This is a genomic window from Maribacter sp. Asnod2-G09 (assembly GCF_045063795.1).
GTDB lineage: Bacteria > Bacteroidota > Bacteroidia > Flavobacteriales > Flavobacteriaceae > Maribacter.
In genome coordinates, this window is sequence record NZ_JBEFOA010000005.1 from 177,786 (window position 1) to 204,173 (window position 26,388).

25 protein-coding genes are annotated in these 26,388 nt (G+C 34.2%); 15 read left to right on the forward strand and 10 right to left on the reverse strand.

What is annotated here, in order from left to right:
* The first annotated feature begins 19 nt into the window (after window positions 1-19).
* The 3 genes from ACJJVT_RS12960 (at window position 20) to ACJJVT_RS12970 (ending at window position 5,171) form a co-directional block, all read left to right on the forward strand.
* Window positions 20-652, forward strand: a complete 633-nt coding sequence (locus tag ACJJVT_RS12960) for a TMEM175 family protein (protein WP_405399241.1) — start codon at window positions 20-22, stop codon at window positions 650-652.
* Window positions 653-981: 329 nt separating this feature from the next.
* Complete coding sequence (locus tag ACJJVT_RS12965; protein WP_405399243.1) at window positions 982-4,767, forward strand: PAS domain-containing protein; 3,786 nt, start codon at window positions 982-984, stop codon at window positions 4,765-4,767.
* A 5-nt stretch (window positions 4,768-4,772) separates the two neighbouring features.
* Window positions 4,773-5,171 (forward strand): response regulator, encoded by a 399-nt coding sequence (locus ACJJVT_RS12970; protein ID WP_405399245.1) that lies wholly within the window; start codon window positions 4,773-4,775, stop codon window positions 5,169-5,171.
* 26 nt (window positions 5,172-5,197) lie between these two features.
* On the opposite strand, the gene ACJJVT_RS12975 is transcribed toward ACJJVT_RS12970, so the two are convergent.
* A complete protein-coding gene (locus ACJJVT_RS12975) occupies window positions 5,198-5,548 on the reverse strand; it encodes a rhodanese-like domain-containing protein (RefSeq protein ID WP_405399247.1) in 351 nt (116 codons plus the stop codon).
* A 72-nt stretch (window positions 5,549-5,620) separates the two neighbouring features.
* On the opposite strand from ACJJVT_RS12975, the gene ACJJVT_RS12980 reads away from it, so the two are divergent.
* Complete coding sequence (locus tag ACJJVT_RS12980; protein WP_405399249.1) at window positions 5,621-6,175, forward strand: sigma-70 family RNA polymerase sigma factor; 555 nt, start codon at window positions 5,621-5,623, stop codon at window positions 6,173-6,175.
* Window positions 6,176-6,177: 2 nt separating this feature from the next.
* The gene (locus ACJJVT_RS12985) at window positions 6,178-6,408 is read left to right on the forward strand and encodes a hypothetical protein (protein WP_324023698.1); all 231 of its coding nucleotides are present in this window, start codon (window positions 6,178-6,180) and stop codon (window positions 6,406-6,408) included.
* Here ACJJVT_RS12985 and ACJJVT_RS12990 read toward each other — a convergent pair.
* The gene (locus ACJJVT_RS12990; RefSeq protein ID WP_405399251.1) at window positions 6,395-7,228 is read right to left on the reverse strand and encodes a hypothetical protein; all 834 of its coding nucleotides are present in this window, start codon (window positions 7,226-7,228) and stop codon (window positions 6,395-6,397) included. The genes ACJJVT_RS12985 and ACJJVT_RS12990 overlap by 14 nt on opposite strands.
* Before the next feature lie 129 nt (window positions 7,229-7,357).
* Here ACJJVT_RS12990 and gcvP point away from each other — a divergent pair, with 129 nt between their 5' ends.
* From gcvP to ACJJVT_RS13010, 4 genes are all read left to right on the forward strand, one after another.
* A complete protein-coding gene (gene gcvP / locus ACJJVT_RS12995) occupies window positions 7,358-10,210 on the forward strand; it encodes an aminomethyl-transferring glycine dehydrogenase (RefSeq protein WP_405399253.1) in 2,853 nt (950 codons plus the stop codon).
* Between the two features lie 163 nt (window positions 10,211-10,373).
* Entirely contained in the window at window positions 10,374-11,432 is a 1,059-nt protein-coding gene (locus tag ACJJVT_RS13000) for a 3-oxoacyl-ACP synthase III family protein (RefSeq protein ID WP_405399255.1), read from the forward strand.
* Window positions 11,433-11,434: 2 nt separating this feature from the next.
* On the forward strand, window positions 11,435-11,956 hold the full coding sequence (locus ACJJVT_RS13005) for a methyltransferase (RefSeq protein WP_405399256.1): 522 nt from the start codon (window positions 11,435-11,437) through the stop codon (window positions 11,954-11,956).
* A gap of 15 nt (window positions 11,957-11,971) precedes the next feature.
* On the forward strand, window positions 11,972-12,826 hold the full coding sequence (locus tag ACJJVT_RS13010; protein ID WP_405399258.1) for a glycosyltransferase: 855 nt from the start codon (window positions 11,972-11,974) through the stop codon (window positions 12,824-12,826).
* 49 nt (window positions 12,827-12,875) lie between these two features.
* On the opposite strand, the gene ACJJVT_RS13015 is transcribed toward ACJJVT_RS13010, so the two are convergent.
* The 7 genes from ACJJVT_RS13015 to ACJJVT_RS13045 form a co-directional block, all read right to left on the reverse strand.
* Window positions 12,876-13,385, reverse strand: a complete 510-nt coding sequence (locus tag ACJJVT_RS13015; RefSeq protein ID WP_073242480.1) for an OmpH family outer membrane protein — start codon at window positions 13,383-13,385, stop codon at window positions 12,876-12,878.
* A 53-nt stretch (window positions 13,386-13,438) separates the two neighbouring features.
* Window positions 13,439-14,272 carry an OmpH family outer membrane protein gene (locus ACJJVT_RS13020; protein WP_405399260.1) on the reverse strand — a complete coding sequence of 278 codons (834 nt, stop codon included), beginning with the start codon at window positions 14,270-14,272 and terminating at the stop codon, window positions 13,439-13,441.
* Window positions 14,273-14,375: 103 nt separating this feature from the next.
* A complete protein-coding gene (locus ACJJVT_RS13025) occupies window positions 14,376-16,979 on the reverse strand; it encodes an outer membrane protein assembly factor (RefSeq protein ID WP_405399262.1) in 2,604 nt (867 codons plus the stop codon).
* Window positions 16,980-16,983: 4 nt separating this feature from the next.
* Window positions 16,984-17,724, reverse strand: a complete 741-nt coding sequence (locus ACJJVT_RS13030) for an isoprenyl transferase (RefSeq protein WP_405399263.1) — start codon at window positions 17,722-17,724, stop codon at window positions 16,984-16,986.
* Between the two features lie 8 nt (window positions 17,725-17,732).
* Window positions 17,733-18,419, reverse strand: a complete 687-nt coding sequence (locus tag ACJJVT_RS13035; RefSeq protein WP_405399264.1) for a DUF6089 family protein — start codon at window positions 18,417-18,419, stop codon at window positions 17,733-17,735.
* Between the two features lie 112 nt (window positions 18,420-18,531).
* Window positions 18,532-19,413, reverse strand: a complete 882-nt coding sequence (locus ACJJVT_RS13040) for an NAD kinase (RefSeq protein ID WP_405399265.1) — start codon at window positions 19,411-19,413, stop codon at window positions 18,532-18,534.
* Window position 19,414: 1 nt separating this feature from the next.
* Window positions 19,415-20,071, reverse strand: coding sequence for a CBS domain-containing protein (locus ACJJVT_RS13045; protein WP_405399267.1), 657 nt, complete (start codon window positions 20,069-20,071; stop codon window positions 19,415-19,417).
* Window positions 20,072-20,163: 92 nt separating this feature from the next.
* Here ACJJVT_RS13045 and ACJJVT_RS13050 point away from each other — a divergent pair, with 92 nt between their 5' ends.
* From ACJJVT_RS13050 to clpX, 6 genes are all read left to right on the forward strand, one after another.
* Window positions 20,164-20,877 carry a pyridoxine 5'-phosphate synthase gene (locus ACJJVT_RS13050; RefSeq protein ID WP_405399270.1) on the forward strand — a complete coding sequence of 238 codons (714 nt, stop codon included), beginning with the start codon at window positions 20,164-20,166 and terminating at the stop codon, window positions 20,875-20,877.
* Window positions 20,874-21,650: an alpha/beta fold hydrolase gene (locus ACJJVT_RS13055; RefSeq protein ID WP_405399272.1), complete on the forward strand. Its 777-nt coding sequence runs from the start codon at window positions 20,874-20,876 to the stop codon at window positions 21,648-21,650. Before ACJJVT_RS13050 ends, ACJJVT_RS13055 begins: the two co-directional genes overlap by 4 nt.
* A gap of 29 nt (window positions 21,651-21,679) precedes the next feature.
* Complete coding sequence (locus tag ACJJVT_RS13060) at window positions 21,680-22,027, forward strand: phage holin family protein (protein ID WP_405399273.1); 348 nt, start codon at window positions 21,680-21,682, stop codon at window positions 22,025-22,027.
* A gap of 100 nt (window positions 22,028-22,127) precedes the next feature.
* Entirely contained in the window at window positions 22,128-23,450 is a 1,323-nt protein-coding gene (gene tig / locus ACJJVT_RS13065; RefSeq protein ID WP_405399274.1) for a trigger factor, read from the forward strand.
* 88 nt (window positions 23,451-23,538) lie between these two features.
* Window positions 23,539-24,219, forward strand: a complete 681-nt coding sequence (gene clpP / locus ACJJVT_RS13070; RefSeq protein ID WP_405399275.1) for an ATP-dependent Clp endopeptidase proteolytic subunit ClpP — start codon at window positions 23,539-23,541, stop codon at window positions 24,217-24,219.
* 87 nt (window positions 24,220-24,306) lie between these two features.
* A complete protein-coding gene (gene clpX, locus ACJJVT_RS13075) occupies window positions 24,307-25,542 on the forward strand; it encodes an ATP-dependent Clp protease ATP-binding subunit ClpX (protein ID WP_303598864.1) in 1,236 nt (411 codons plus the stop codon).
* A gap of 80 nt (window positions 25,543-25,622) precedes the next feature.
* Here the strand turns inward: clpX and ACJJVT_RS13080 are convergent, their stop codons facing one another.
* Window positions 25,623-26,180 (reverse strand): hypothetical protein, encoded by a 558-nt coding sequence (locus tag ACJJVT_RS13080; protein ID WP_405399276.1) that lies wholly within the window; start codon window positions 26,178-26,180, stop codon window positions 25,623-25,625.
* Window positions 26,181-26,388: the final 208 nt, after the last annotated feature.

The window sequence follows — 26,388 nt, forward strand, 5'->3', positions numbered from 1 at the left end:
TGATTGCTCAATATATTATATGCATAAATTTATTTACGACAAAAAGAGAGTAGCGTCATTCTGCGATGCGGTTTTCTCTATTGCAATGACACTTTTAGTTCTCGAAATAGATGTACCCAGTGTAGAAACAATTTACAAAAAAGACTTCTTAGTAATTTTATATAATCGCATTCCGAATTTTATAGGCTTCTTTGTTAGCTTTATGGTTATTGCCATTTACTGGGTAAGTCACCTACGTATTTTTAGGTATGTCAAAGAAATTACCGAAAAATTTATATGGTTGAATATAGGACTACTATTGTGTGTTGTTTTTCTACCCTTTTCAACTGCTATATATGTTATAGACTTTTTTGGTACAGCGCCTTTTGTATTTTATTGCTGCAATCTAGTAATCTTAGGTATACTAAATTATTTACTGGTAAGAGACATTACAAAAAAAGGAATAGGTTATAAAGACATGACCCTAACCATAGGCAAATGGTTAAGATTTAGAGCGCTAAATGCGGTAATTATTTGGAGTTTAGCCGCCATACTAGCACCATTTTTACCAATTACTGCGCGCGTAATTTTTGTACTTATTTTTATAGTTCAATTATTAGGAGATAGGTATTTTAAAAAGAAAATCAATCCTATTCTAATAGAAGAAGAATAGATAAAATTTAGACTTCTAATTATAGGCAGAAATCATTTTTAGCTACACCACAAGAATCATAAGGTATTTATACTTAATTGATGCTCCTGTATTAAACCAATTCTCTTCTAACCAAATCCAATTACCATCTAAAAATATTATTTTAAATGCGATAGGCATTAAAGATATCATGTTTGGTATAACTGAATTAAGAATTCAATTAACTTACAAACCTTCTGCAAATCAAATATTTATTAATTATATTGTAGCCAATTAACTACAATATAACTTTACATTCAAAACCATCCCCGTTTTGTTTTCACTTGTTAATTATTAAACTCTTGAATGAAATGAGTAAAGCGAACACTCTTCTTCAAAAAGACCAAATTGATGCTACCACCAATAGCATTAAAAACGTAGGTGTTTTTCAATTTGAAGTTAAATCTAATAAGGTGTATTGGAACGATGCCCTAAAAGAGATTCACCAGGTTTCAAAAGCATATTCACCCGATATAGAAAATGTTTATGGCAACTGCAAAGAAGGTGTTCTAAAAGAAAACCTTTTAAAAGCACACACTCAGGCTTTATTCGAAGGAATTTCTTTTGAATTGGAATATGAAGTTATAACACTTAAAGGTAATTCTCGCTTTCTTCGCGTATCAACAAATGCAATTAGTAATGATAATAAATGTACAAGTCTACATGGCTTCGTTACCGATATCACCAACACTAATGAGAAAAACACAGATGCTTATATATTAAAAAAGCAGTTAGAACACGCTGAGAAATTATCAAATAGCGGCTCGTGGAAATACGACATCAACACAGAAACTTTAAATTGGTCTGACAATTTATATCATATTTTCGAACACGATCTAGAAAGTAGTGTTTCATTTAGCACCTTTTTAAATTATGTGCATACAGATGATAAAGAGAAAATTGCTGCCAAATTTGACCTTGCTTTAAAAACAAAGCATTTTCCTAATTCAAATTATCGTATCGCATTAGAAGATGGCACAATCAAAACCATTAAATCTATAGGAAAAGTTATAACCAATGCGCATGGCGAGGTCATTAAAATTATAGGCACTTGCCAAAATATTACAGAAACCACAGCGAGAGAACATGAGCTGATTCAAAAAAAACAACAACTAGAATTAACCGAAAACAATAATGAAGCAGGTACTTGGCTACTAAATCCAAGTACGGGATCATTCAAATGGTCAGACAATCTTTATAAGATCACAAATTTTGAATCTGATGAAACCATAAGTTTTGAAATGCTATATGATCGCATACACCCAGATGATAAGCACCACGTTGACAAAATGCTCAAGTTGGTACAAGAAAGCGGAACAAAGCAAACTTTCAATCATCGTCTTATAACAAAGGATGGTAGCATTAGAAATTTAGAAATTTCTGCAGATATTTTATCAAATAATATCAGTGATAATAAAGTATTAATTGGTACGGCACGCGATATTTCTAAAAGAGTAAAAATCGAACACGAATTATTAGAAAAAAACCAACTACTTAATTTTACCGAGCATCTTACAACTATCGGGTATTGGAGATATAAACCCGAAACAAATGATGTTTTTTGGTCAGAAAACCTTTTTGAAATGTTCGATTTACCTAAAACAGAGCAACTATCTTTTAGCTCGTACTTCAATAGAATACACCCAGATGATCAAGCATTTGTAAAAGAAAGAATTGATCAATCTATTCAAGATAATAAATTCTATGACTTTACACATAGAATTATTCTTAGTGACAGCACCACACGAATTATACAGATTATCGGCAAGGTTACCCAAAACAAAAATGATGGTTTACACGAATTACTAGGCACATGTTTAGATGTAACTGATAATGAGTCAAGAGAATTAGAACTATCAAAAAAAAATCAGCAACTAAATGTTGCTGAAAAGATGGCAATGATAGGTTATTGGCAATGGAATACCCCCACCAACGAGGTTTTTTGGTCCGATAATTTGCATGCTATATACGGTCACGATAAACAAGAGCCTTTAACTTTTGAAAGTTACATTAATTACGTACATGAAGAAGATAAAAAAGCTGTAGTCGCCAACCTGAAAACAGCGATGAAAACTGGCGATTTTCAAGAATCCACCTATAGAATTCAACTCGACGATGGCAGCATTAAAATCATAAAATCTGTCGGTAAAATTACCCTTGACAGTAAAGGCGAAGTTTTAGAAATGTCTGGTACTTGTCAAGATATAACCGAGGTAAAAAAGAAAGAGCTAGCATTATTACAAAAAAACCAACAGTTTAATTTTGCTGAAAAAATAGCGAATATTGGTTCTTGGCAGTGGAACCCGAACACCAACAAAGCAAATTGGTCAGATAATCATTATAGATTATACGGTATTGAAATAGGAACACCACTAGATTTACAGACCATATACAACCAAATACACCCAGATGATTTAGACCCCTTAAAAGAATTAACACAAGAAATTTTAAGTAACAAAAAATTTACTGAAACAAGGTTTCGAATTCAACTTCAAAGTGGAGATATCAAAACCTTAGAAGTAATTGGAGAAGTAATTACAGACAAAGCAGGAAGCATTGTTTTATTAAAAGGAACCTCTCAAGATATTACCTATCGCATAAAAGCAGAACAACAAATTCAAGAAAAAAACCATCTACTTTCTTTTACCGAAGAAATGGCTTCAATGGGATCATGGCAGTGGAACCCCTATACAGACGTATCAAAATGGTCAGACAATCTTTATAAACTCTATGACCTTGAATTAGGTTTATCAATAGATATGGATTTATTCTTATCAAGAATACATCCAGAAGATTCTGAAAAGGTCGTTGAGCATATAGAACATATAATCGCTACACAAAAAAGTGAATCTCTTTTATCATACCGAATTGTTTTGAATGACGACACAATTCGATCCTTAGAGCTAATGGCCGAAGTAGTTAAGGACAGTAATGGCCAAATGATAGAATTAATTGGTACCGCACAAGATGTAACTGACCGTATTAAAAGAGAGCAAGATTTATTAGAAAAAAATCAACTTTTAAATTTCGCCGAACAGCTCTCCAGTATTGGTTATTGGAAATGGGACATTGTCAATGATGATATGGAGAAATCGGAAAATTTATTGAAAATTTTAGATTTTGACCAAGAAACGAAACTTAATTTCAATACATATATAAATAGAGTTCACCCAGCTGATCGTGAAAAAGTAATTGATGTTAGCCGAAAAATAATAGAAACAAAAAAGTTTGATAAATTTCATCATAGAATTTTAAAGAATGATAATTCTATTAGATCAATAAAATTAATTGGAGAAGTAATACTAGACTCAGAGGGCAACGTTATAGAAATTATAGGTTCTAGTCAAGATATTACTGAGCAAATTGAAGCTCAGAAAAAAGTATTGGACACCAATAGAAGTTTAGAGAAATCAACGATAAACCTAACCTCAAAGAATAAGCAACTTGCTGAATTTAACCACATTACATCGCACAATTTAAGGTCTCCGGTAAGCAACTTGAATGCACTATTGGGGCTATATAAAAGCACCAAAAACGAGAGCAAAAAAGTAGAAATTTTCGGAAAGTTTGAAATCGTAATAGACCATTTGACAGAAACGCTAAACGCGCTAATAGAAACAATATCAATAAAACACTCTGCTGTTGAGATAAGTCAAGAACTTTGTTTTGAACAGACACTGTTAAAAACCAAAGAAATATTAGCTGCCGAATTAATAGAAAGTAATGCCAACATAAGATGTGATTTTTCTAAAGCGAAAAATGTAAAATACAATCCTATCTATTTAGAAAGTATTTTTCTTAATTTAGTAAGTAATTCACTGAAATACAGATCCGAAGATAGAGTACCAGAAATCTCAATTACCTCAAATACTGTAAATGGAAGAATAACATTAGAATTTGAAGATAATGGGCTAGGAATAGATATGAAAAGTAATGGTCATAAATTATTTGGACTTAACAAAGTATTCCACAAACACCCAGATGCAAAAGGCATTGGTCTATTTTTGACCAAAGCCCAAATAGTAGCAATGGGCGGTTCGATTTCAGCAAAAAGTAAAGTTGACGTCGGCACAACATTTTTTATCATTTTAAATTAAAAAAGATGGACAATAATATTCAAGTTTGCGTAATAGATGATGACGAAGTATTTCAATACACTATACTTCACACGCTACAGGCTCACAAATCTGTCAGCAACATCATGCCATTTACTGATGGAGCAGAAGCAATGAACTTTTTCAATAAAAATATTGACAATAATATCACATTACCAGATGTTATTTTTTTAGATGTAAATATGCCAGTAATGGATGGGTACAAGTTTATGGATGAATACATTAAGTTAATATCAAAAGCCACCAAAAAAATAACCGTATATATTCTTTCATCATCTGTAGATTTGGTAGATTTTGAAAAGACAAAAAAGATAAAAGAAGTATCAGACTACATAGTCAAACCTATAAGAGATAACCAGTTGACAAAAATTTTAGCAGAATTGTAAACGTCTAAAAATAAATTTATGCAATATTATTTACTAGAATAAGCGTCATAGCCACCCTCTAAATTTACTACATTCTTAAAACCAAGTTCTACCAACCTTTTTTGAGATTTTAAACTTCTACCTCCCATTTTACAGTAAACAAAGATTTTTTTGTTTTTATCCATGCCTTGTATTTGCTGATTAAATTCATCTGATAGCCAATTAATATTAACGGCTCCGTCTATACACCCTGCATCAAACTCTGCTGGCGTTCTTACATCTAACAAAACCTCTATAGATTCATCAAAAGTAATAAACTCAGAAATCGGCTTTGACTCTATTTGACTTGTAGCAAACTGAGTAATAAGAAGCAGCAGAAAAAATAGTATATTTCTCATGATAATAGCGTTTAGAGTCAAAAGTAAACATAATAGCTAAAATTCAATTACTTTTGAAGTGCAGAATAAAAAATGGAAATAAACAACCTAAATCCTGATAAGTGGGTCGATCTCTATGCAGATTATCTATTTAACTACGCCGTAACTAGGGTAAGCGATGCAGAAATTGCAAAAGACCTCGTACAAGACACTTTTATAGCTGGGCTAAAGTCTGCTAAAAACTTTAAAGGTGATGCGGCAGAGCGAACTTGGCTAATTGCAATTCTAAAACGCAAGGTCATTGATCACTACCGTAAAATAAATTCTAAAAAAGGAAAAGCAGAGGTTCGTATGAGTTACAGCTCACAGACCGATGCTGAAGGTGATTGGCTAGAAGAACGCATTGCCGATCCTAATAGTAATTTTGAGAATGACGTTCTTGAGAACGAAGAACTAGGACTTGCCATTCAAAATTGCATTTCTAAATTACCTAAAAAGCAAGCTCAAGTTTTTACCATGAAAACTATTGAAGGAATGGAAACTGAAGATATTTGTAATGCTTTAGGAATTAATGCGTCTAACCTTTGGGTAATGATACATAGAGCCAGAACTGGCTTGATGGGTTGTTTAAATCAAAATTGGTTTTAGTTATGATGATTTCATGTGAAAAGGCAGCAAATATTTGCGATAAAGCCCAATACGAAGAAGCTTCTGGTTGGGATAAAATAAAATTAAAGTTTCATTTACTTATGTGTAAAACCTGTGCAAAGCACAGTAAAGACAATACTAAGTTAACTTCTCTTTGCAATCAAGCTAGACTTGCTGTACTATCAGAAGAAGAAAAGAAAAAAATGAAAGAAACTTTTTCTAAAGCGAAATAAAATACTTCTTACTTATAATAAAAAGCAACCACCAAAATAACGGAATTGCTTCTACCCAAAAAGATGAAAAGTATTTCTGTTGATTTAATTTTGTTTTAAATAACATCAGTATTAATACTAAGAATAGAATTGATTTAACAGTTATGTGGGCAGTATCTAAATCGGTTTTCAAGAAAGTGGCAGCATAAAAAAGAATTGCCCAACTATACCCAATCATTTTTGTACCCTTCACCCCTACCCTTTGCGGCAGAGTTTTTAAGGAAGTACTATCGTATTTTAAATCTCTGATTTCAAAAGGCACCAATAAAATCAGCACAAACAGAAAACGTTGTAGCGCCTCGACTTTTACATTCCAAGAAATATCATCTAAAACAGAAATAGCGGGCAATATCACTGTAGCCCCTGCCCAAACTGCTGCGACGATTAAAATCTTCAATCCGCTAAAGCTTCTAAAATTTTTATTCTTTGGCAAAACAGGCAATGCATAAAGTCCGGTAATTGCTGCTAGAATAAAGAGACCTACAAATACTCTTTCCGATAGAAAAAACAACTGATACCCAGCAACGAGCAAACATCCAAAACTGAAAAATTGAATATTTTTTTGATAGGTATTGGCGACAAGAATATACTTCTCTGCCTCTACTCCGAATTTTACAAAATTATAACAGCTAATAGAACCGAAAAAAATAAAAAAATAGAGTTCTAAAGGTACATTTATGTTTAAGGTCAGCGCAGTAACATGAACCAAGCTAAATATCGCCAATGCGACATGAATACTGGCATCAAGATAAAAATCAAAAAACTTTTTGATTATGGTCATTAAACAAAAGTAGTTAAAGTGTTTATAACCTCTTGTTTTGGTTAAAAACTTTCAAGATATCAACGGCTTACAGCACTAATTAAAACACATAAAAGTGGTAATTTTACACATTATATAACAATAGTATCTATGAAGACTGACGTGTTTGCATTACGCCATATCGGCATTAGGGATGAAGATTTAAATACCATGTTCAACACGGTAGGTGTTGAAAATCTGGAACAGCTTATTTTTGAGACCATACCAGAACATATTCGCCTTAAAGAGCCCCTAAAATTAGATCCACCAATGAGTGAGCATAAGTTTCTTGCACACACAGAAGCGTTGTCTAAAAAAAATAAAGTTTTTAGAACTTATATCGGTTTAGGGTATCACGAAAGTTTAATCCCGTCAGTAATCAAAAGAAACATTCTTGAGAATCCGGGTTGGTACACGGCTTACACTCCGTATCAAGCTGAAATTGCCCAAGGTAGATTAGAAGCTTTATTAAACTTTCAGACCATAGTTTCAGATTTAACAGGAATGAAACTTGCAAATGCTTCTCTTTTAGATGAAAGTACAGCTGCTGCAGAAGCAATGACCATGCTTTTTGATGTAAGAAGCCGTGATCAAAAAAAGAACAATATTGTAAAGTTCTTTGTGTCGGAAGAAATTTTACCTCAAACACTATCACTCTTAAAAACCCGCTCGACTCCTTTAGGTATCGAATTGGTAATCGGCAACCATGAAGAATTTGACTTCAACACCGATTTTTATGGTGCTTTATTGCAATATCCTGGCAAATACGGACAAGTTTATGATTATGCTGGTTTTGTAGCTAAAGCAAAGGAAAATGACATTAAGGTGGCTGTTGCAGCAGATATCATGAGCTTAGTACTATTGACTCCTCCTGGAGATTTTGGTGTAGATGTAGTTGTTGGTACTACACAGCGTTTCGGTATTCCGTTAGGTTATGGTGGTCCTCATGCTGCTTTCTTTGCTACTAAAGAAGAATTTAAAAGAAATATACCTGGTAGAATAATCGGTGTCACGAAAGATACCGATGGCAAGCCTGCTTTAAGAATGGCTTTGCAGACTAGGGAACAACATATAAAAAGAGACAAAGCAACATCTAACATTTGTACAGCACAGGTTTTATTGGCTGTAATGGCAGGCATGTACGGTGTGTATCACGGTCCAAAAGGGTTAAAATACATAGCCTCAAAAATTCATGCTACTGCGGTCACTTTAGTTGACGCTCTTGAAAATTTGGGACTATACCAGATTAACTCAGCTTATTTCGACACTATTACTGTAAAAGCAGATGCTAAAAAAGTACGCCCCATTGCAGAAGCAAATGAAGTTAATTTCTACTATGTAGATAATGATACCATTTCAATAGCAGTTAATGAAGCTACTTCTTTAAATGATCTTAATCAGATTATAGGGATATTCGCTGAGGCTCTTGGCAAATCTGCAACAGAAGTCACAAGTTTATTAAGCTCAACTTCAATACCAAGCAATATTCAGCGCAGCAGTTCTTTCATGGAGAACAAGGTGTTTAATTCATATCATTCAGAGACTGAATTAATGCGTTACATTAAAAAATTGGAACGTAAAGATTTAGCTCTAAATCATAGTATGATTTCTTTGGGCAGCTGTACCATGAAATTAAATGCGGCAAGTGAAATGTTGCCATTAAGCTCATCTAACTGGGGAAATATCCACCCATTTGTACCGGTCGACCAAGCAGAAGGATATCAAACTATTCTAAGAGAACTAGCAAAAGATCTTTCGGTTATTACTGGTTTTGCAGACACTTCTTTGCAACCGAATTCTGGTGCACAAGGTGAATATGCAGGTTTGATGGTTATTAGAGCGTATCATGAATCTAGAGGAGAATCTCAAAGAAACATATGCTTGATTCCTTCATCTGCACACGGTACCAATCCGGCTTCTGCAGTAATGGCAGGTATGAAAGTTGTGGTAACCAAAACAGATGAAAAAGGAAATATTGATGTTACAGATCTAGAAGAGAAAGCAAAATTACATTCAGACAATTTAGCTGCGTTAATGGTAACATACCCATCTACACATGGTGTATTTGAATCATCTATAAAGCAGATCACAAAATTAATTCATGACCACGGCGGTCAAGTCTATATGGACGGTGCCAACATGAATGCACAAGTTGGCTTAACAAACCCAGCAACCATTGGTGCAGATGTTTGTCATTTGAACTTACACAAAACTTTTGCGATACCACATGGTGGTGGCGGACCAGGTGTTGGTCCAATATGCGTTGCTCCACAATTGGTTCCATTTTTACCTAGCAACCCAGTAATAACAACTGGCGGCGAAGATGCTATTACAGCAATTTCAGCAGCACCGTGGGGTAGCTCATTGGTTTGCCTTATTTCTTACGGATATATTAAAATGTTAGGTGAGTATGGTCTTACCCAATCAACAAAAATTGCCATTCTTAATGCTAATTATATCAAACATAAGCTTGAAGGTAAATTTGACGTTTTATATACTGGCGAAAAAGGGAGAGCTGCTCATGAAATGATATTGGACTGTAGACCTTTCAAGAAAAATGGTATTGAGGTAACTGATATTGCAAAACGATTGATGGACTACGGATTTCATGCTCCGACAGTATCTTTTCCTGTTGCAGGAACAGTGATGATAGAACCTACCGAAAGTGAAAATTTAGCTGAGTTAGACAGGTTCTGCGAAGCAATGACTTCTATTCGAGCAGAAATAGATGAATCTAATGCTGATGAGCCAAATAACGTACTTAAAAATGCTCCGCATACCTTAGAAATGGCCACAACAGATGATTGGCAATTTCCATACTCAAGACAAAAAGCAACTTTTCCTTTACCTTACATTGCCGAAAATAAATTTTGGCCATCGGTACGTAGAGTTGACGATGCATATGGAGACCGTAATTTAATTTGCACATGCGCACCTATCGAAGCGTATATGGAAACTGAATAACAGCCCCAAACCCATAATACAAAGCCTTTTCGACATTTCGAAAAGGCTTTTTTTATTCCCTGTATTTAAAATAAAATGCCTTGACCATCGTAAAATTTACTATGCATGCATATAATATTTTTATAATTTGCTTAAATTGTCGGGCACAATTCAAAAAATTAAAATGAGCATATCAATTACGGGAACAGGAAGCTATATTCCTGATTTAAAAATTTCTAATACAGATTTTAATAACCATAATTTTTTAAATTTAGACGGCACTTCTTTCAAACATAATAACGAGGTTATTATAGAGAAATTTAAAGCCATAACCGGTATTGAAGAAAGACGATATGCTCCCAAAGAATACACCACATCTAACCTAGCATTTTTCGCTGCCGAAAAGGCAATTGAAAATGCCAACATAGACAAAGAAACATTAGACTATATCATTGTTGCCCATAATTTCGGAGACTTAAAAGACGGGTATATTCAAGGCGATACACTACCAAGTTTAGCCACTAGAGTAAAACACCAATTACAGATAAAGAATCCGAAATGTGTTGCTTACGATTTAATTTTTGGCTGCCCAGGTTGGCTCGAAGGTATGATACAAGCCAATGCTTTTATCAAAAGTGGTATTGCCAAAAAATGCTTAGTTATTGGTGCAGAAACTTTATCAAGAATTGTAGACGATAATGATCGTGATTCTATGATATATTCTGATGGTGCAGGTGCTGCTATTTTAGAAAACGTTAGTGATGGCGGTGAAATATTAGGACACGAATCTGCAACCTATGCAAACGATGAAGCCAACTTTCTTTTCTTCGGAGAATCTTATAACAAAGAAGACGAGAAAAAGGCGTACTACATAAAAATGTTAGGTAGAAAAATTTATGAATTTGCAGTAACCAATGTACCATCTGCTATGGCGTCATGCCTAGATAATAGCGGTATTAAGATTAATGAGGTGAAAAAGATATTTATTCACCAAGCAAATGAAAAAATGGATGAGGCGATAGTAAAACGTTTCTACAAAATATATGGCAAAGAAATGCCCGAAGGTATTATGCCTATGAGTATTTCAAAGCTAGGCAACAGCTCTGTTGCCACTATACCTACTTTATTTGACCTTGTAAAAGACGGTAAATTAGAAAATCAGGAAATTAAAAAGGGAGATGTTGTTATCTTTGCTAGTGTTGGCGCCGGAATGAACGTCAATGCAATGGTATACAGAATCTAAACATGTACGAAAATAGTTTTCCAAACAAACGTTACGAACACACACTTCATTTTTTACGTAAACACATAAACGTTAACGAATCTATATTAGATTTGGGTGTAGAAAATCCGTTTACCAAAATCATGGTAGAAGATGGCTATTCAGTAAAGAACACCCAAGGTGAAGATTTAGACATCGATTATGGTATGGTAGCGAATACCGATACAGATGTCATTACTGCTTTCGAAATTTTCGAACATCTTTTAGCTCCATTGAATTTACTTTCAAATACCAAGGCTACTAAATTAGTTGCGAGCATACCTCTGAAATTATGGTTTTCTCCTGCCTATAGAAGCAAAACAGATAAATGGGATAGGCATTATCATGAATTTGAAGATTGGCAATTTGACTGGCTATTAGAAAAAGCCGGATGGGAAATTCAAGATTCTAAAAAATGGGCCCATCCAGTAAAAAAAATAGGCTTCAGACCTTTTCTACGTTTATTTACACCGAGATATTACATTATTTACGCTACCAGAAAATAAGAGACTATTTTAAATATGGATTACTACATAGTTATTCCTATACACAACGAAGAGGCTTTTTTAAAAAGTACTTTAGACTCTATTTTATCACAAACCTTATCCCCTAAAAAAGTTGTTCTAGTTAATGACAATTCTACTGACGGCACAGAAAACATTATGGACCAATACTGTACAGCGAACAGTCTGTTTCAAAAGTTGAATACAACCTCTTCAACACAACATATGCCAGGCAGTAAAGTCATTAATGCATTTAATAAGGGATTAGAAGTATTAGATGACCATTATGATATTATTGTAAAATTAGATGCCGATATCATTTTACCGCCCAATTACTTTAAGGCAATTAGTCAGCACTTCAAGAAAAATAAGAATTTAGGTATTTGTGGCGGATTCATTTATGAGCAAAATAACGCTGGAGAATGGATATTGAATCACCCTATGGATAAAGATCATGTAAGAGGCGCCATCAAAGCCTATTCTAAAGCTTGTTTTAAAGCAATAGGAGGATTGAAGAACGCAATGGGATGGGATACGGTAGATGAGCTCTTAGCGAGGTTTAATAACTTCACCATACAAACTGATGCCACACTCAAAGTAAAACATCTAAGACCTACAGGTAAAGCATATAATGCAAAAGCAAAAAGGTTACAAGGCAAAGCAATGTACACCATGCGTTATGGATTCGTAATTACCTCTATTGCTTCTATGAAAATGGCAATAAAAAATAAATCTGTAAAATCATTCTGGAACAATATGTCCGGTTACATACAAGCTGCTAGAAATAACACCTCTTACCTAGTAACCGCAGAAGAAGGCAAGTTCATCAAAAACCTACGCTGGACAAATATTAAAAGAAAAATAAAAGCATAAAAAAAGCCATCTAATTAGATGGCTTTTCTTTTATAATATATGGTTCTTATTAGAAACCTAATTGTTTTTTAACATCAGCTAAAAGGTCTTTACCTTTTGCAACGATAAGACCGCCACCTGCTTGCGCATCAATAACATAATCAAATCCTTGTGCTGCTGCAACTTGTTCTATTGCCGCTTTAGCTTTTTCAGAAATAGGAGCGAATAACTCAGCTTGTTTCTTTTGGAATTCTTGTTGAGCTCTTTGTTGAGCTTCACCAATATTCTTTTCGTAACCTTGTAATTCTATTGCTCTTTTTTCGTTTTCTTCTTTAGACTTAGCTGCTGCTTCGTTTTGGTACTGTGTGTACTTGTTACGCAACTCTGTCATTGAACCTTCAATATCTGCATTGTAAGTTTCTTGTAATTTCTTAAGCTCAGCTTCTGCCGACTTCATTTCTGGCATTGCAGATAATAATTGAGTAACGTCTATATGAGCTACCTTACTTTGGGCATTTACAAAACTTGTCGTTGCTACGAACAACAATAAGGCTACCGCAATTTTTTTTACTTGTTTCATGAGTGTAATTTTAATTGTAATTGAGTGTTAATTTTTATGGTTGTTAAACCTATTTAAATAGTACCGCTATTGTCATCTTTTTCGGTATCGCTATTTCTCTCTTTTAATTTCTCTTGCTTCTTAGCTTCGCGCTCTTCTAATAACTTCTTTCTTCTTTCTTCGTACGCTTTCTTTCGCTCTTCTCGCAATTTTAATTGTTCTGCTTTCGCATCGGCAGCACTTTTAGCTCTGGTCTCAGTCGCTTCAGCAGCTTTGTCTAAACGCTCTTGTAATGCTTCACTTACAACTTCTTCCTCTTCGTCATCAAAATCATCTAATCTACTACGATCATTTGATTTTTTAGCTGGTTTGCTAATTTTTCTTGTTCTAGCAATACCTCTCAACACTAAATCACTGATATCGTGTCTTTTTTCGGAATACAACATTACAACATCCGCAGATTTATCAAAAATAAAATCATACTTTTTATTGGTGCCAATTTTTTGTACTTCATTGAACACTTGATCTTGTATAGGCTGTATCAACCTTCTCTTTTGCAATACTAAATCTCCTTGTGGTCCGAAACGATCTTGTTGATACTCGATCATCTCACGTTCCAAAATTTGAATTTCTTCTTCACGTTCAGCAATAAGCTCTGGAGTTAATAGCACTTTCTCAGCCATTAAATCTTTCTTCATCTGCTCCACAACACTTTGCTTCTGCTCAACTTCTACCTTCCAACGTTGTACTTTAGTTTCTAACTGCTCAGTCGCTTCTCTGTACTCATCTACATTCTGTAAAATGTACTCCATATCTACGTAAGCCATTCTTACCCCTCTTTGGGCAAAACCTTGTATTGTCATGAAGATGACCGAAACTACTAATAGAACTTTTGTTTTTGTACTCATTGTTAATGTCGTTTAATCCTATAGAAAATATCGTGCCAAAATTACTAAATCTTTTAAAACTAAAGGATTAGCACTAAGCACGATTATAATAATTCAATGAAAATTAAAACTGTTGACCAATAATGAAGTGTGTTTGCCATCCGCTAGGCCCTTGCCCTGCAGATTGTGGCAAAAGATCCTCGTCGAATCCGTAACCAAAATCAATACCCAACAAACCAAATGCTGGCATAAAGATACGCAGCCCCACTCCGGCCGATCGTTTTAATTCAAACGGATTAAAGTCTTGAAAATTGTTGAAGGCATTACCACCCTCTAAAAATGCCAGTCCGTAAATAGATGCAGAAGGCTTTAATGTTAACGGGTAACGTAACTCCAATGAGAATTTATTATACATTAAAGCACCATCTGGCGAAGTTGCTCCCTCTGAATATGGCGTAATAGATTGGTTGTCATAACCTCTAAGTTGCACTACATCTCTACCATCTAAGGTAAAGTTACCTAGACCATCACCACCAACATAAAATCTTTCGAAAGGCACATTACCTACAGCGCTATTATAACTACCCAAGAAACCAAATTCAGCATTTGATTTCAATACCAATTTATCTACCAAGGTAGTATACCAGTCTCCTTTAAATTTTACTTTATAATATTCAAGCAATCTAAAACGTTCCTGATCTAAATCTTCTAACTCAGTTTGTTCTAAAGAAGTAACCCCTACTGAGTTCTTTTTATCTTCTAACTCCTCTGATCTATTCTTTAATTCTCTAAAATCTTTATTACTGAATAACGACCATGGTGGTGTAAATTTAGCTGACAATTCAAATGTAGATCCAGACATTGGAAATATTCGACTAGGTCCTTGAGAATTTCTAGAAATACCAAAGGTATACGCCAAAGAGTTTGCTTTACCATCACCAAAGTTAAATAGACCAATATTATAATTTCTAAAATCATATAGTTGGTAACTAAGCGAGTGAGATATGGTAAAGAAATCATCTGGCCATTGTACACGTTTTGCCAAACCTGCAGTTATACCGGTAATTGAGAATTGCTGATCTTTATCAATTTCTATATCACCATCACTAGCATAAGAAGCTGCAAATTGTTGAGTTCTCGACATGCTTAAATTAAAACGCACTGGCTTTTTACCACCTAACCAAGGCTCAGCAAAGTTTAAGCTATATACTCTATAGGTCTGACTTGCTTGTAAACGCAAGGCGAAAGTTTGACCATCACCCATTGGTACTGGTTTGTACTTTTCACCATTAAATAAATTCTGAATGGAGAAGTTACTAAAAGATAGCCCTAATGTACCAATGAAACCACCGCCACCATAACCACCTTGCAATTCTATTTGACTAGAACCAGACTCTACCAAATTCCAAGCTAAATCTACCGTACCCTCATTAGGGTTGGCGTTTAAGACATCTGGTGTAATTTGTTCCGCATCGAAAAAACCAAGTTGACCTAATTCACGAATAGTTCTAATAATATCTGCCTTGTTGTACTTTTGACCTGGTCTTGTACGTAGTTCGCGATAAATAACGTGGTCATTAGTTTTATCGTTACCAGATACGGTAACGTGATCTAAGAAAGTTTCTTTACCCTCTATAATTCTTATTTCAAAATCAATAGTATCGTTAGCAGCAGACATTTCTACTGGATTAATCGTAGAAAATAAATACCCATTGTTTTGATATAAACTTGTTACATCACTTGGGTCTGGCTTAGAATTATCTGCAATTCTTTCACGCAATAATACACCGTTATAAGTATCACCTTTTTTGATACCTAAAACTCGATTCAATTGACGATCCGTATAAACCGTGTTACCAACGAAATCAATATTACCGAAATAATACTTATCGCCTTCCTCAACTTTTATCTTTAAGTCAATGTTATTTTCATCAATCTTAATAATAGAATCAGAAATTACACGAGCATCGCGGTATCCGTTTTCGGCAAACTTATCAACCAACAAACTAAGATCTTCTTCGTAATCTTCTTGAATGTACTTTGATTTTTTCCAGAAACGACCTAATTTTTTCTGCTTGGTACTTTTTAAAGCTTTACGCAATTTTTTATCAGATAACTGTTCGTTACCTTCAAATATAATATCGCGAATTTTTACTTTATCACCTTTATTAACATTAACAACCATATTACGGGTGTTACCCTCAATAGTATCTTTTGAAGTAGCTATTGTAACATCAGCATTTAAATAGCCTTGTTTTTTATACTTGTTAGTGATGTAATTTTTGGAGTTGGAAATTAAACTTTCGGTAATTTTCTTTCCTTTCTTAAGATCAGTATCCTTAATTAAGCCTTCTACCTTACCTTTTTTAACACCATAAAACTTTACGTTAGTCAACGTAGGGCGCTCTATTATGTTCAATTCAAGAAAAACGGTGTTTTCTTCAATATTGGTAATAAAGATGTCTATTTCACTGAAAAGCTCAAGACCCCACAGTTTTTTAATGACTTCACTAATTTGTTCTCCTGGTAATGTAATAGGTTGACCTACTCTTAAACCAGTATACGTTTTTACGGTCTGCTCGTTATAACTTTGCAGCCCGGTAACGTCAATACCCCCTAAAATATAGCTTTTGCCATCCTCATAGGTATCATCCTGTGCGGCGGCAATAAAGGTAGTTAGAAATAAAAGTGTAGTTAAAAAGTGGTTCAAGGATATGAACCTGGTCATATCTTTAAGTGAGTTGTTCGCTTGTTTTTCCAAATCTTCGTTCTCTGTTCTGGTAATTTTTTATGGCCTCCACCAAGTGGTGCTCTCTAAAATCAGGCCAATATACGTCAATAAAATATAACTCTGCATACGCTATTTGCCATAATAAGAAATTGCTGATCCGATGTTCTCCACTAGTACGGATAAGCAAATCTACGTCTGGTAAATCATGCGTGTAAAGATGGCTATTTATAATTTCTTGGTCAATGTTTTCAATTGAAATTATATTATTTTTAACTTTGGCACTTATCTCTTTCACCATAGACTGAAGCTCTTCTCGAGCCCCATAACTCAAAGCCAAAGTCAGCGTCATGCCTGTGTTTTGCTTTGTTTGATCCATTACTTCAACCAACTCTCTATACGCCTTAGAAGGCAGCGCATCTATGTTACCAATAGTATTTAAACGGATGTTATTTTTGTTAAAAGTTTTAAGTTCTTTCTTTAATGAAGACACCAATAAGCGCATAAGTGTTTGCACTTCTATCTTTGGTCTGTTCCAATTTTCTGTAGAAAAAGTATATAATGTTAGGTAGTCAATTTTTAATTGAACGCATTCTTCAACAACTATTCTTACCGTTTTTACACCATGTTCGTGACCAAAAACTCTTAGTTTACCACGTTCTTTTGCCCACCTACCGTTACCATCCATGATAATAGCAAGGTGCTTTGGAACATTCAGTTTATCAATATCGTTTATATCACTCATCTTAAAAATTACTCAAAACAATCCATACAAGGTTTTCTACCAAAGGTATACGTTAGGGTTAAACCAGAAAATACATACCAGTCATCACTAAAAATATTACCAAATTGAAATTCTTCAAAGTTAGAACCTTCAGGGTTACTACCGTCTAAGTTATCTGTAAAAGTATACCTAGCACCAATTTCGCCCCCAAAAATAAGAAACTGATTGATACGATATTTAAAACCAACAGTCATTGGTACTGCAAAACTTCCTTCTTTTTGACTAATATCTTGTAGCACACCACCATTAAAATACTGATAATCATACCTAAAATAGGTAAGACCCGTATATAAATAAGGCGTAAATGCCGGACCAAGTTTATGCAAATTATATTCTACAAAGTTAAATTCTAAACCAACAGAACCTTCTAAAATAGAATTATCTACCACATAGCCCCTTTGCTGTCTTGCAGTCGAACTAGATTTTGTATCATCTGCAGTAAACTTACCATAGGTTAAACTACCTCGCCACGCATACCTTTTACTTATGTTCCATTTAAACAGTCCGCCAAAAGCAATATTAGAAGGCAAAAGATAATCTGTTTTACCAACATCACTTATTGTATTGGCACCACCAGCAAAAATACCCACTTCATACGTCTGCGCTTGCAAACCTGAAAGTGAAAAAAGCAATACTAACAACGTTATGTAACGCATAAAATAGATTTTACAATTATTGCGGTTATTAAATTTAAAATGAAAACGCAATAATTTTTATGTTCTCAAAAGATAAACAGCGATTAAAGGCATTTATTGTTTAAAAGTCGGCTCAATTTCGCCTATCCTCGCCCCAAAGAAGCTTATTTCTTAAGGTCTTTAAAAAACTTTCTGAAGTATATTCTATCATTTTAATAGTAAAGGGAGCTTTACTAATGGTAATCTCTTGACCATTTTCTAATGATGCTATTCTTGAATCTAAAGAAACCAAGTGATTTTCTTCTCTACCAGACACTTTTAAACGAATTACAGTATCATCTGAAATTACCAAAGGTCTAGCGTTTAAGTTATGTGGTGCAATAGGCGTCAACACCAATGACTTTGCTGTCGGCACAATTACAGGGCCACCACAACTTAATGAATACCCCGTTGACCCTGTTGGGGTTGAAATAATCAATCCGTCAGCCCAGTAAGAAGTCAGGTATTCGTTATTTAAAAATGTTTCGACCGTAATCATAGAGGTCGTATCTTTTCTACTTACGGTAATTTCGTTCAATGCAAAATTAAGATCTCCGAATTCCACATCAAGTTCTTTCGTGTTCAATTGAACCAAACTACGTTCAACAACAGTATATGCGCCTTGCTTAAACTCTCGAACCACTTTTCTAACATCTTCTTTTTTAAAGGTTGAAAGAAAACCCAACCTACCGGTATTTACACCAACAATTGGTATACCTAAATCTTTTACAAAAGTGGTAGCCCTTAATATGGTACCATCGCCACCAAAACTAACGAACATATCAAAAGAGGCATTTAAACCTTCATCAATTGTAAATGTTGAAAATGTTTGGTCGGTATTTTTAACTCTATATAAATCGTAAAAATCTTTTTCAATATAAACTTCGGCAGACACCTTACTTAACTCATCTAATAACTCGATGAGATATTCAATAGCATTATCTTGATATGTTTGACCGTATACAGCTACTTTCATATTAAACATTAAGGTATTTTTCCAAGTAATCTGAGCGGTTCTTTAAATCTTCAAGAAACTCATCGTCGCTGTTTCCAAATACAATATTATAATTATATCGCCTAAAAGTCTGCACTACCTTATTGTAATTATTAGCTGTAATTTTTAATGTCACCTCAATAATATCATTTTGGGTATCAGTAATAAAACCACCGTAAAGTTTAGCATTATTACTTTCAACTATTTGAGCAATTTCACTAAACGAGTAATCTTTAGCTCCTTTTGCTACCACCAAAATACTACCAGGATCTGTAAAAAACGGAGTGTCAATAAATTCAGCAACAATATCGGTTAAACAATAGTAACCAGTAACTTCTTCTTTCTCATTGATTACAGGAAGAAGATTAGCTTCATTACGAGCGAAAACCTCCAACACATCTAACCAATTAGTATCTCTACGAGCAAAAAAACTTTGCAGCTCATATCGAAACTCCTCAATTTTAGCATCTGGTTGCAACCCATCGGCATCTATTTCAGAGAAGAGTCCTAAAAACCTTCCATCCTCCAAAATAGCAATATGGGAATAGGTTGTATCCTGAAAAAATTCTAGAATTTTTTCAGTAGTATCCTTTATATCGAATACCGGTAAATTCGTAATGATATGTTCTTGAATATGCATAGGCCTATATATAACGCAAAATAACAATTAATAATATCAAAAGGCGTGCCTTATTTGTATTTTTGATGCTCTTAAAAGGTAAATAAGACATAATGACAAAACTTAGCGTTAACGTAAACAAAATTGCAACTCTTAGAAATGCCCGTGGGGGTAATGTTCCAGATTTACTTAAGGTTTCTCAAGATTTAGAAGGTTTTGGAGCACAAGGGATCACTATTCACCCAAGACCAGACGAACGCCATATTAGATACCAAGATGCACGAGATTTAAAGAAAACGGTAACAACGGAATTTAATATTGAAGGTAACCCCGTTCCCAAATTTATTGAACTAGTACTAGAAGTGAAGCCAGAACAAGTAACCTTGGTACCCGATTCTGTTGATGCAATCACCTCTAATGCCGGTTGGGACACCATTAAAAACAAAGAATTTTTAACCGATGTCATTAAAACCTTTAAAGATGCCGGTATTCGCACTTCTATATTTGTAGATCCAGACCCAAAAATGATCGAAGGCGCAAAAGCAGTTGGTACCGATAGAATTGAATTATATACCGAAAGCTACGCAACCGATTATTCGAAAAACAAAGAAGAAGCAATAAAACCATTTGTTGAAGCTGCCAAACGCGCAAACGAATTGGGTATTGGCATAAATGCTGGTCATGATTTAAGTTTAGACAACATTGAATATTTTGCTAAAAATATACCTAACTTACTAGAAGTATCTATAGGTCACGCACTTATTAGTGAAGCATTGTACTTAGGTCTTGACAATGTAGTAAACATGTATTTACACAGATTAAAATGAAACAGATATTACATTCAGTAATTTTAGGAGAAGGTAAACCCTTGTGTATTTTACACGGATTTCTTGGCATGTTAGATAATTGGAAAACACTAGGTACTTTATATGCAGAAAATGGTTTTTGTGTTCACCTAATAGACCAAAGAAATCACGGTAAAAGTTTTCATTCACCAGATTTCAATTACGATATACTTGCAAATGATTTTCTGAATTATTTAGACGCACATAATATCGAAAGCACCGCAATAATAGGTCATTCTATGGGCGGTAAAACTGCTATGCAATTTGCATGTACATACCCTGAGCGCGTAAACAAATTGCTTATTGCAGATATTGCACCAAAATATTATCCGCCGCATCATCAAGAAATCATTAATGGTTTAAATGCCATCGATACCACAAATTTGAAATCAAGAAAAGATGCCGACGAACAATTAAAGCAACACATATCAAATGCGGGCATTCGTCAATTTCTATTGAAAAATTTATATAGAAATGATGATAAAAAATTATGCTTTAAATTCAACTTGGATGTACTCAGCGAAAAGATGGAAGAAATCGGAGACAACATCAATAGTTCAGATAGTTTTAACGGACCTACATTATTTTTAAGAGGAGACAAATCTGAATATGTAACCAAAAATGACATAGAAGTCATACATCGCCATTTTCCAAAAGCAACTGTAGAAAACATAGACAATGCCGGACACTGGTTGCATGCCGAAAATCCGGAGCAATTTTTTGAAAAATCAATTACCTTTTTCAATAAAGGATAAATAACTATACTAATTTAAAAACAAAACCCATGAAACTAATTTTAAGAATTCTATTAAGCGCAGTAGCAGTTATCATTTTAGCCAATGTACTACCAAATGTATCGGTAGACGGTTTTATGACCGCTGTCATCGTAGCTATTGTATTAAGTCTTTTAAATTTATTGGTTAAACCAATATTGGTTATTCTAACGCTACCTGTAACCGTAATTACCTTTGGGTTATTTCTATTAATCATCAACGCAATAATTATTTTATTGGCAGATAAACTTATTGATGGTTTTGCCGTTGGTAATATTTGGTGGGCATTGATTTTTAGCCTCTTGCTATCTTTTTTACAATCAATCTTTTTTACACTGTTAAAAGACGACAAGTCGTAGTTGCTTGTGATTTGAAATTCAATACTTTAAAAAATTGGTTGACTTTGCAAAATATAGTATTTTTGCATCCCATTTTACACATGCAAATAGATATTAAGGAATGAATATTACGAAAGAGCAGATAGACGATTTAAATGCAGTAGTTAAAGTCGCTATCACGAAAGAAGATTACCAAGATAAGGTAGACACCATTTTAAAGGATTATAAGAAGCAAGCTAATATTCCTGGTTTTAGAAAAGGCCAAGTTCCTATGGGTCTTATTAAAAAGCAATATGGTAAGGCCGTGTTGGTTGATGAAGTAAATAAATTGTTGCAAGACAATCTTAACAAATACCTAACTGAAGAAAAGTTAGATGTTTTAGGTAATCCTTTACCAAAACAACAAGACAATTTTGACTGGGACCAAGATGAATTGGCTTTTGAATTTGAATTAGGATTAGCTCCTGATTTCGAAGTTTCTTTGAAAACTAAAAAAGCTATCACCCAATATAAAATTGTTGCCGACAAAAAAATGATCGACGAGCAAGTTGAGCGTATTCAAAAGCAATACGGTAAACTTGTAAGTAAGGATGTTGTTAGCAAGAATGATGAAGTAAGCGGTACATTTACGAATGAGGCTGAAGAAATTGATAACAAAACCTTACTTGAAACTGACAAGTTGAAGAGTAAAAAAGCTTTAGATGCATTAAAAGGCAAAAAAGTTGGTGATGTTGTTACATTGAAAACAAAAGGCTTATTCACTGAAGATCACATGTTATCTAGCGCTTTAGGTGTTGATAAACAAAAAGCTGAAGCATTGGATACCGAAGTTACTTTCACCATTTCTGAAATTAACGAAAGAGAAGCTGCTGAATTAAATCAAGAATTGTTCGATAAACTTTTTGGCCCTGACAGTGTAAAAACTGAAAAGGAATTAAAAGAGCGTATCAAAGAAGATTCTGAAAAGCAATTTGAGCAACAGTCTGATCAAAAATTATTGAACGACGTTACAGAATATTTCATTGACAATACAAAATTTGAATTACCTACTGGCTTCTTAACCAAGTGGATTCAAATGACTGGTGAAGAGCCATTATCTGAAGAGCAAGCTGTTGAAGAGTATGCAAAATCTGAAAAAGGATTACGCTACCAGTTAATTGAAGGTAAAATAATTCGCGATAATGAACTACAAGTTCAGTTCGATGAATTGAAAGAATTCTCAAAAGGATTTATTCGTTCTCAAATGGCACAATTTGGTCAATTAGATCCTAAAGAAGAAGAATTAGATAGTATTGCCGCAAGAGTTCTTGGTAACCAAGATGAAGTAAAAAGACTATCAGAACAATTGATGAGTCAAAAATTATTGAATCTTTACAAAGAAAAGGCAAACCTTAAGACAAAGGAAGTTACCTATGAAAATTTCGTGAAAGAAGTTTACGGATAAATTCCAAACAATAAATTAAGTATCTTTACGGTGCCGGAAATAAAATTTTCGGCACCTTTTTTTACTCTAAAATATAGACATACAATTTATGGATTACGGAAAAGAATTCAAGAATTTCGCTATAAACGATCAAGGCATTAGCAGCACTTACTACGACTCTATAATGAGCAGCATGTACCCAACAAACATGACGCCTAACATTATTGAAGAGCGTTCTATGAATATTGTTGCAATGGACGTTTACTCACGTTTAATGATGGACCGCATCATTTTCATGGGCACAGGTATTAATGACCAAGTAGCCAATATTATTCAAGCTCAATTATTGTTTTTAGCAAGTGTTGACGCTAAAAAAGATATTCAAATTTACATTAACTCACCAGGTGGTAGTGTATATGCAGGTTTAGGTATTTATGACACTATGCAGTTCATTACACCAGATGTTGCTACTATCTGTACCGGTATGGCCGCTTCTATGGGTGCAGTACTTTTATGCGCAGGTGAAAAAGGAAAGCGTAGTGGTCTACAACATTCTCGTGTTATGATCCACCAACCAATGGGCGGTGCTCAAGGTCAAGCAAGCGATATTGAAATTACAGCCAGAGAGATATTAAAATTGAAAGATGAATTATATCAAATCATAGCAGAACACTCTGGTAGCGATATTGAGAAAGTTCGTGAAGATAGTGACCGTGATTACTGGATGAAAGCTGACGAAGCTCTTAAATACGGTATGATTGATGAGATATTAGTAAGGGAGAAGAAGTAAATCCGACTAATTGAATCAAATAAATTAATGAATTTTAAACCAAAAACGATTTTTGATCGTTAAGGAATAGAATAGAGAAGATAGATAATGGCAAAGGAAAATTTAGAGTGTTCATTTTGCGGTAGAAAAAAGCCAGAAACCAATCTGTTGATTGCTGGGTTAGATGCGCATATTTGTGACCGCTGTATTGAGCAAGCTCACGGCATTGTTGCCGAAGAGTCAAAACAGACAAAGACCAACGATCTTTCTTCTGAACTTGTTTTAAAGAAACCTCAAGAAATTAAGGAATTTTTAGACACTTTTATTATAGGACAAGAGCGTACCAAAAAGGTAATGTCGGTTGCTGTTTACAACCACTACAAAAGGTTATTACAACCTTCATCTGCAGAAGATGATATTGAGATCCAAAAAAGTAACATTATTATGGTAGGGCAAACCGGTACCGGTAAAACCCTTATGGCTAAGACCATTGCCAAATTACTTAATGTACCATTGGCGATTGTTGATGCAACTGTATTAACTGAAGCTGGTTATGTTGGTGAAGATGTAGAAAGTATTCTTACCCGTCTTTTACAAGCGGCAGATTACAATCTTGAAAAAGCTGAAAGAGGTATTGTTTTTATTGATGAAATTGATAAAATTGCCCGTAAGAGTGATAACCCTTCAATTACAAGAGATGTATCTGGAGAAGGAGTGCAACAAGGTCTTCTGAAATTATTGGAAGGGACTGTAGTAAACGTACCACCAAAAGGCGGAAGAAAGCATCCTGATCAGAAATTTATTGAAGTAAATACTGAAAACATCCTATTTATTGCCGGCGGAGCTTTTGATGGTATTGAGCGTGCTATTACAAAACGTTTGAATATGCAAGCTGTTGGTTATAGCGCTTCTAAATCTGACAACTTTTTAGATGACAGCAATTTATTGCAATACATCATACCTAGAGATTTGAAAGATTTCGGACTTATACCTGAGATTATTGGTAGACTTCCTGTTTTAACACATATGAATCCGTTAGACAAGAAGACACTAAGAGCTATTTTAACCGAGCCTAAGAATGCGATTATAAAACAATACGAGAAGTTATTTGCAATGGATGATATTACGTTCACCATTACAGACCAAGCTTTAGATTATATTGTTGAAAAAGCAATTGAGTATAAACTTGGAGCAAGAGGATTAAGGTCTTTATGCGAAGCCATTTTTACTGACGCAATGTTCGAAATGCCAAGTACAAGTGATACAAACTTTAAAGTAACAAAACCTTATGCCGAAGAAATGTTATCTCACGATACTATTAAAAAACTGAAGGCAGTTTCATAATACTTTATCAAAATATTGAATATAAAAAAAGCGAAGATTTAAATCTTCGCTTTTTTTATGCTTTACTCTTTATGTTATTTTCAAACCACTTTTTTAATCTGTGGTGTAATTTGCGTTACTTCTTGTAATAGATCCATACATACTTTCTGAATAATCTTCTCATCTGTATATAGTGTGTGTCCGTAATTAGGTAATACTTCCATATCAACCCCTAAATTACTCGCCCATTCTTCACTTGGTTTAAATGCATCATTAGCACCGTACACCAAATTAAAAGGTACATTAGGCTTATCATTCGTTCTACGAATTCTTGTTGGCGAAACACCGTATAAAGACTTAACAGGTAATCCTTTCTTAGCAGCTTCCCAAACAATTGTAGCTCCTGTACTAAAGGCAAGATAATAGCAAGCTTCTGTTTCTTTTTTCAATAAATGTGCTGCAGCAGTTTCGGTACCACCTTCTATAAAAGCATTATGTACGTTCTCTTCTGTTTGAATGAGAATATCTAAATTAGCCAGTTGTTGACTATCATAGAAAGTTATATCAAAATACTGTTGTAGATACCCTAAGTATGAAGTTATCCATAGTCCTTTCTTAGCGCCCCACATGTCGGAAACGATCACTAATTTATCTGCCATAATAATAGTATTTATAGTTTTGGTTAAGTTTTACTTCAGCAAGTTGAAATAATAACTGCACTTACAACCATTTAATTGTTTACACGCTTAAAAATATCGGTGTAGTCCATTTTTATCGTAAATAAGTAAGACAAAAAACAACTACAACTTTGATGTAAGGCAAAAACTACATTAATTAAGACAAATGTATAACTACTACTAAGGATAT

What these genes read in the sequence shown, in the direction of transcription:
- ACJJVT_RS12960 (WP_405399241.1), top strand. Translation starts at nt 20, where the DNA reads ATGCATAAATTTATTTACGACAAAAAGAGAGTAGCGTCATTCTGCGAT.
- ACJJVT_RS12965 (WP_405399243.1), top strand. Translation starts at nt 982, where the DNA reads ATGAGTAAAGCGAACACTCTTCTTCAAAAAGACCAAATTGATGCTACC.
- ACJJVT_RS12970 (WP_405399245.1), top strand. Translation starts at nt 4,773, where the DNA reads ATGGACAATAATATTCAAGTTTGCGTAATAGATGATGACGAAGTATTT.
- ACJJVT_RS12975 (WP_405399247.1), bottom strand. Translation starts at nt 5,548, where the DNA reads ATGAGAAATATACTATTTTTTCTGCTGCTTCTTATTACTCAGTTTGCT.
- ACJJVT_RS12980 (WP_405399249.1), top strand. Translation starts at nt 5,621, where the DNA reads ATGGAAATAAACAACCTAAATCCTGATAAGTGGGTCGATCTCTATGCA.
- ACJJVT_RS12985 (WP_324023698.1), top strand. Translation starts at nt 6,178, where the DNA reads ATGATGATTTCATGTGAAAAGGCAGCAAATATTTGCGATAAAGCCCAA.
- ACJJVT_RS12990 (WP_405399251.1), bottom strand. Translation starts at nt 7,228, where the DNA reads ATGACCATAATCAAAAAGTTTTTTGATTTTTATCTTGATGCCAGTATT.
- gcvP (WP_405399253.1), top strand. Translation starts at nt 7,358, where the DNA reads ATGAAGACTGACGTGTTTGCATTACGCCATATCGGCATTAGGGATGAA.
- ACJJVT_RS13000 (WP_405399255.1), top strand. Translation starts at nt 10,374, where the DNA reads ATGAGCATATCAATTACGGGAACAGGAAGCTATATTCCTGATTTAAAA.
- ACJJVT_RS13005 (WP_405399256.1), top strand. Translation starts at nt 11,435, where the DNA reads ATGTACGAAAATAGTTTTCCAAACAAACGTTACGAACACACACTTCAT.
- ACJJVT_RS13010 (WP_405399258.1), top strand. Translation starts at nt 11,972, where the DNA reads ATGGATTACTACATAGTTATTCCTATACACAACGAAGAGGCTTTTTTA.
- ACJJVT_RS13015 (WP_073242480.1), bottom strand. Translation starts at nt 13,385, where the DNA reads ATGAAACAAGTAAAAAAAATTGCGGTAGCCTTATTGTTGTTCGTAGCA.
- ACJJVT_RS13020 (WP_405399260.1), bottom strand. Translation starts at nt 14,272, where the DNA reads ATGAGTACAAAAACAAAAGTTCTATTAGTAGTTTCGGTCATCTTCATG.
- ACJJVT_RS13025 (WP_405399262.1), bottom strand. Translation starts at nt 16,979, where the DNA reads ATGACCAGGTTCATATCCTTGAACCACTTTTTAACTACACTTTTATTT.
- ACJJVT_RS13030 (WP_405399263.1), bottom strand. Translation starts at nt 17,724, where the DNA reads ATGAGTGATATAAACGATATTGATAAACTGAATGTTCCAAAGCACCTT.
- ACJJVT_RS13035 (WP_405399264.1), bottom strand. Translation starts at nt 18,419, where the DNA reads ATGCGTTACATAACGTTGTTAGTATTGCTTTTTTCACTTTCAGGTTTG.
- ACJJVT_RS13040 (WP_405399265.1), bottom strand. Translation starts at nt 19,413, where the DNA reads ATGAAAGTAGCTGTATACGGTCAAACATATCAAGATAATGCTATTGAA.
- ACJJVT_RS13045 (WP_405399267.1), bottom strand. Translation starts at nt 20,071, where the DNA reads ATGCATATTCAAGAACATATCATTACGAATTTACCGGTATTCGATATA.
- ACJJVT_RS13050 (WP_405399270.1), top strand. Translation starts at nt 20,164, where the DNA reads ATGACAAAACTTAGCGTTAACGTAAACAAAATTGCAACTCTTAGAAAT.
- ACJJVT_RS13055 (WP_405399272.1), top strand. Translation starts at nt 20,874, where the DNA reads ATGAAACAGATATTACATTCAGTAATTTTAGGAGAAGGTAAACCCTTG.
- ACJJVT_RS13060 (WP_405399273.1), top strand. Translation starts at nt 21,680, where the DNA reads ATGAAACTAATTTTAAGAATTCTATTAAGCGCAGTAGCAGTTATCATT.
- tig (WP_405399274.1), top strand. Translation starts at nt 22,128, where the DNA reads ATGAATATTACGAAAGAGCAGATAGACGATTTAAATGCAGTAGTTAAA.
- clpP (WP_405399275.1), top strand. Translation starts at nt 23,539, where the DNA reads ATGGATTACGGAAAAGAATTCAAGAATTTCGCTATAAACGATCAAGGC.
- clpX (WP_303598864.1), top strand. Translation starts at nt 24,307, where the DNA reads ATGGCAAAGGAAAATTTAGAGTGTTCATTTTGCGGTAGAAAAAAGCCA.
- ACJJVT_RS13080 (WP_405399276.1), bottom strand. Translation starts at nt 26,180, where the DNA reads ATGGCAGATAAATTAGTGATCGTTTCCGACATGTGGGGCGCTAAGAAA.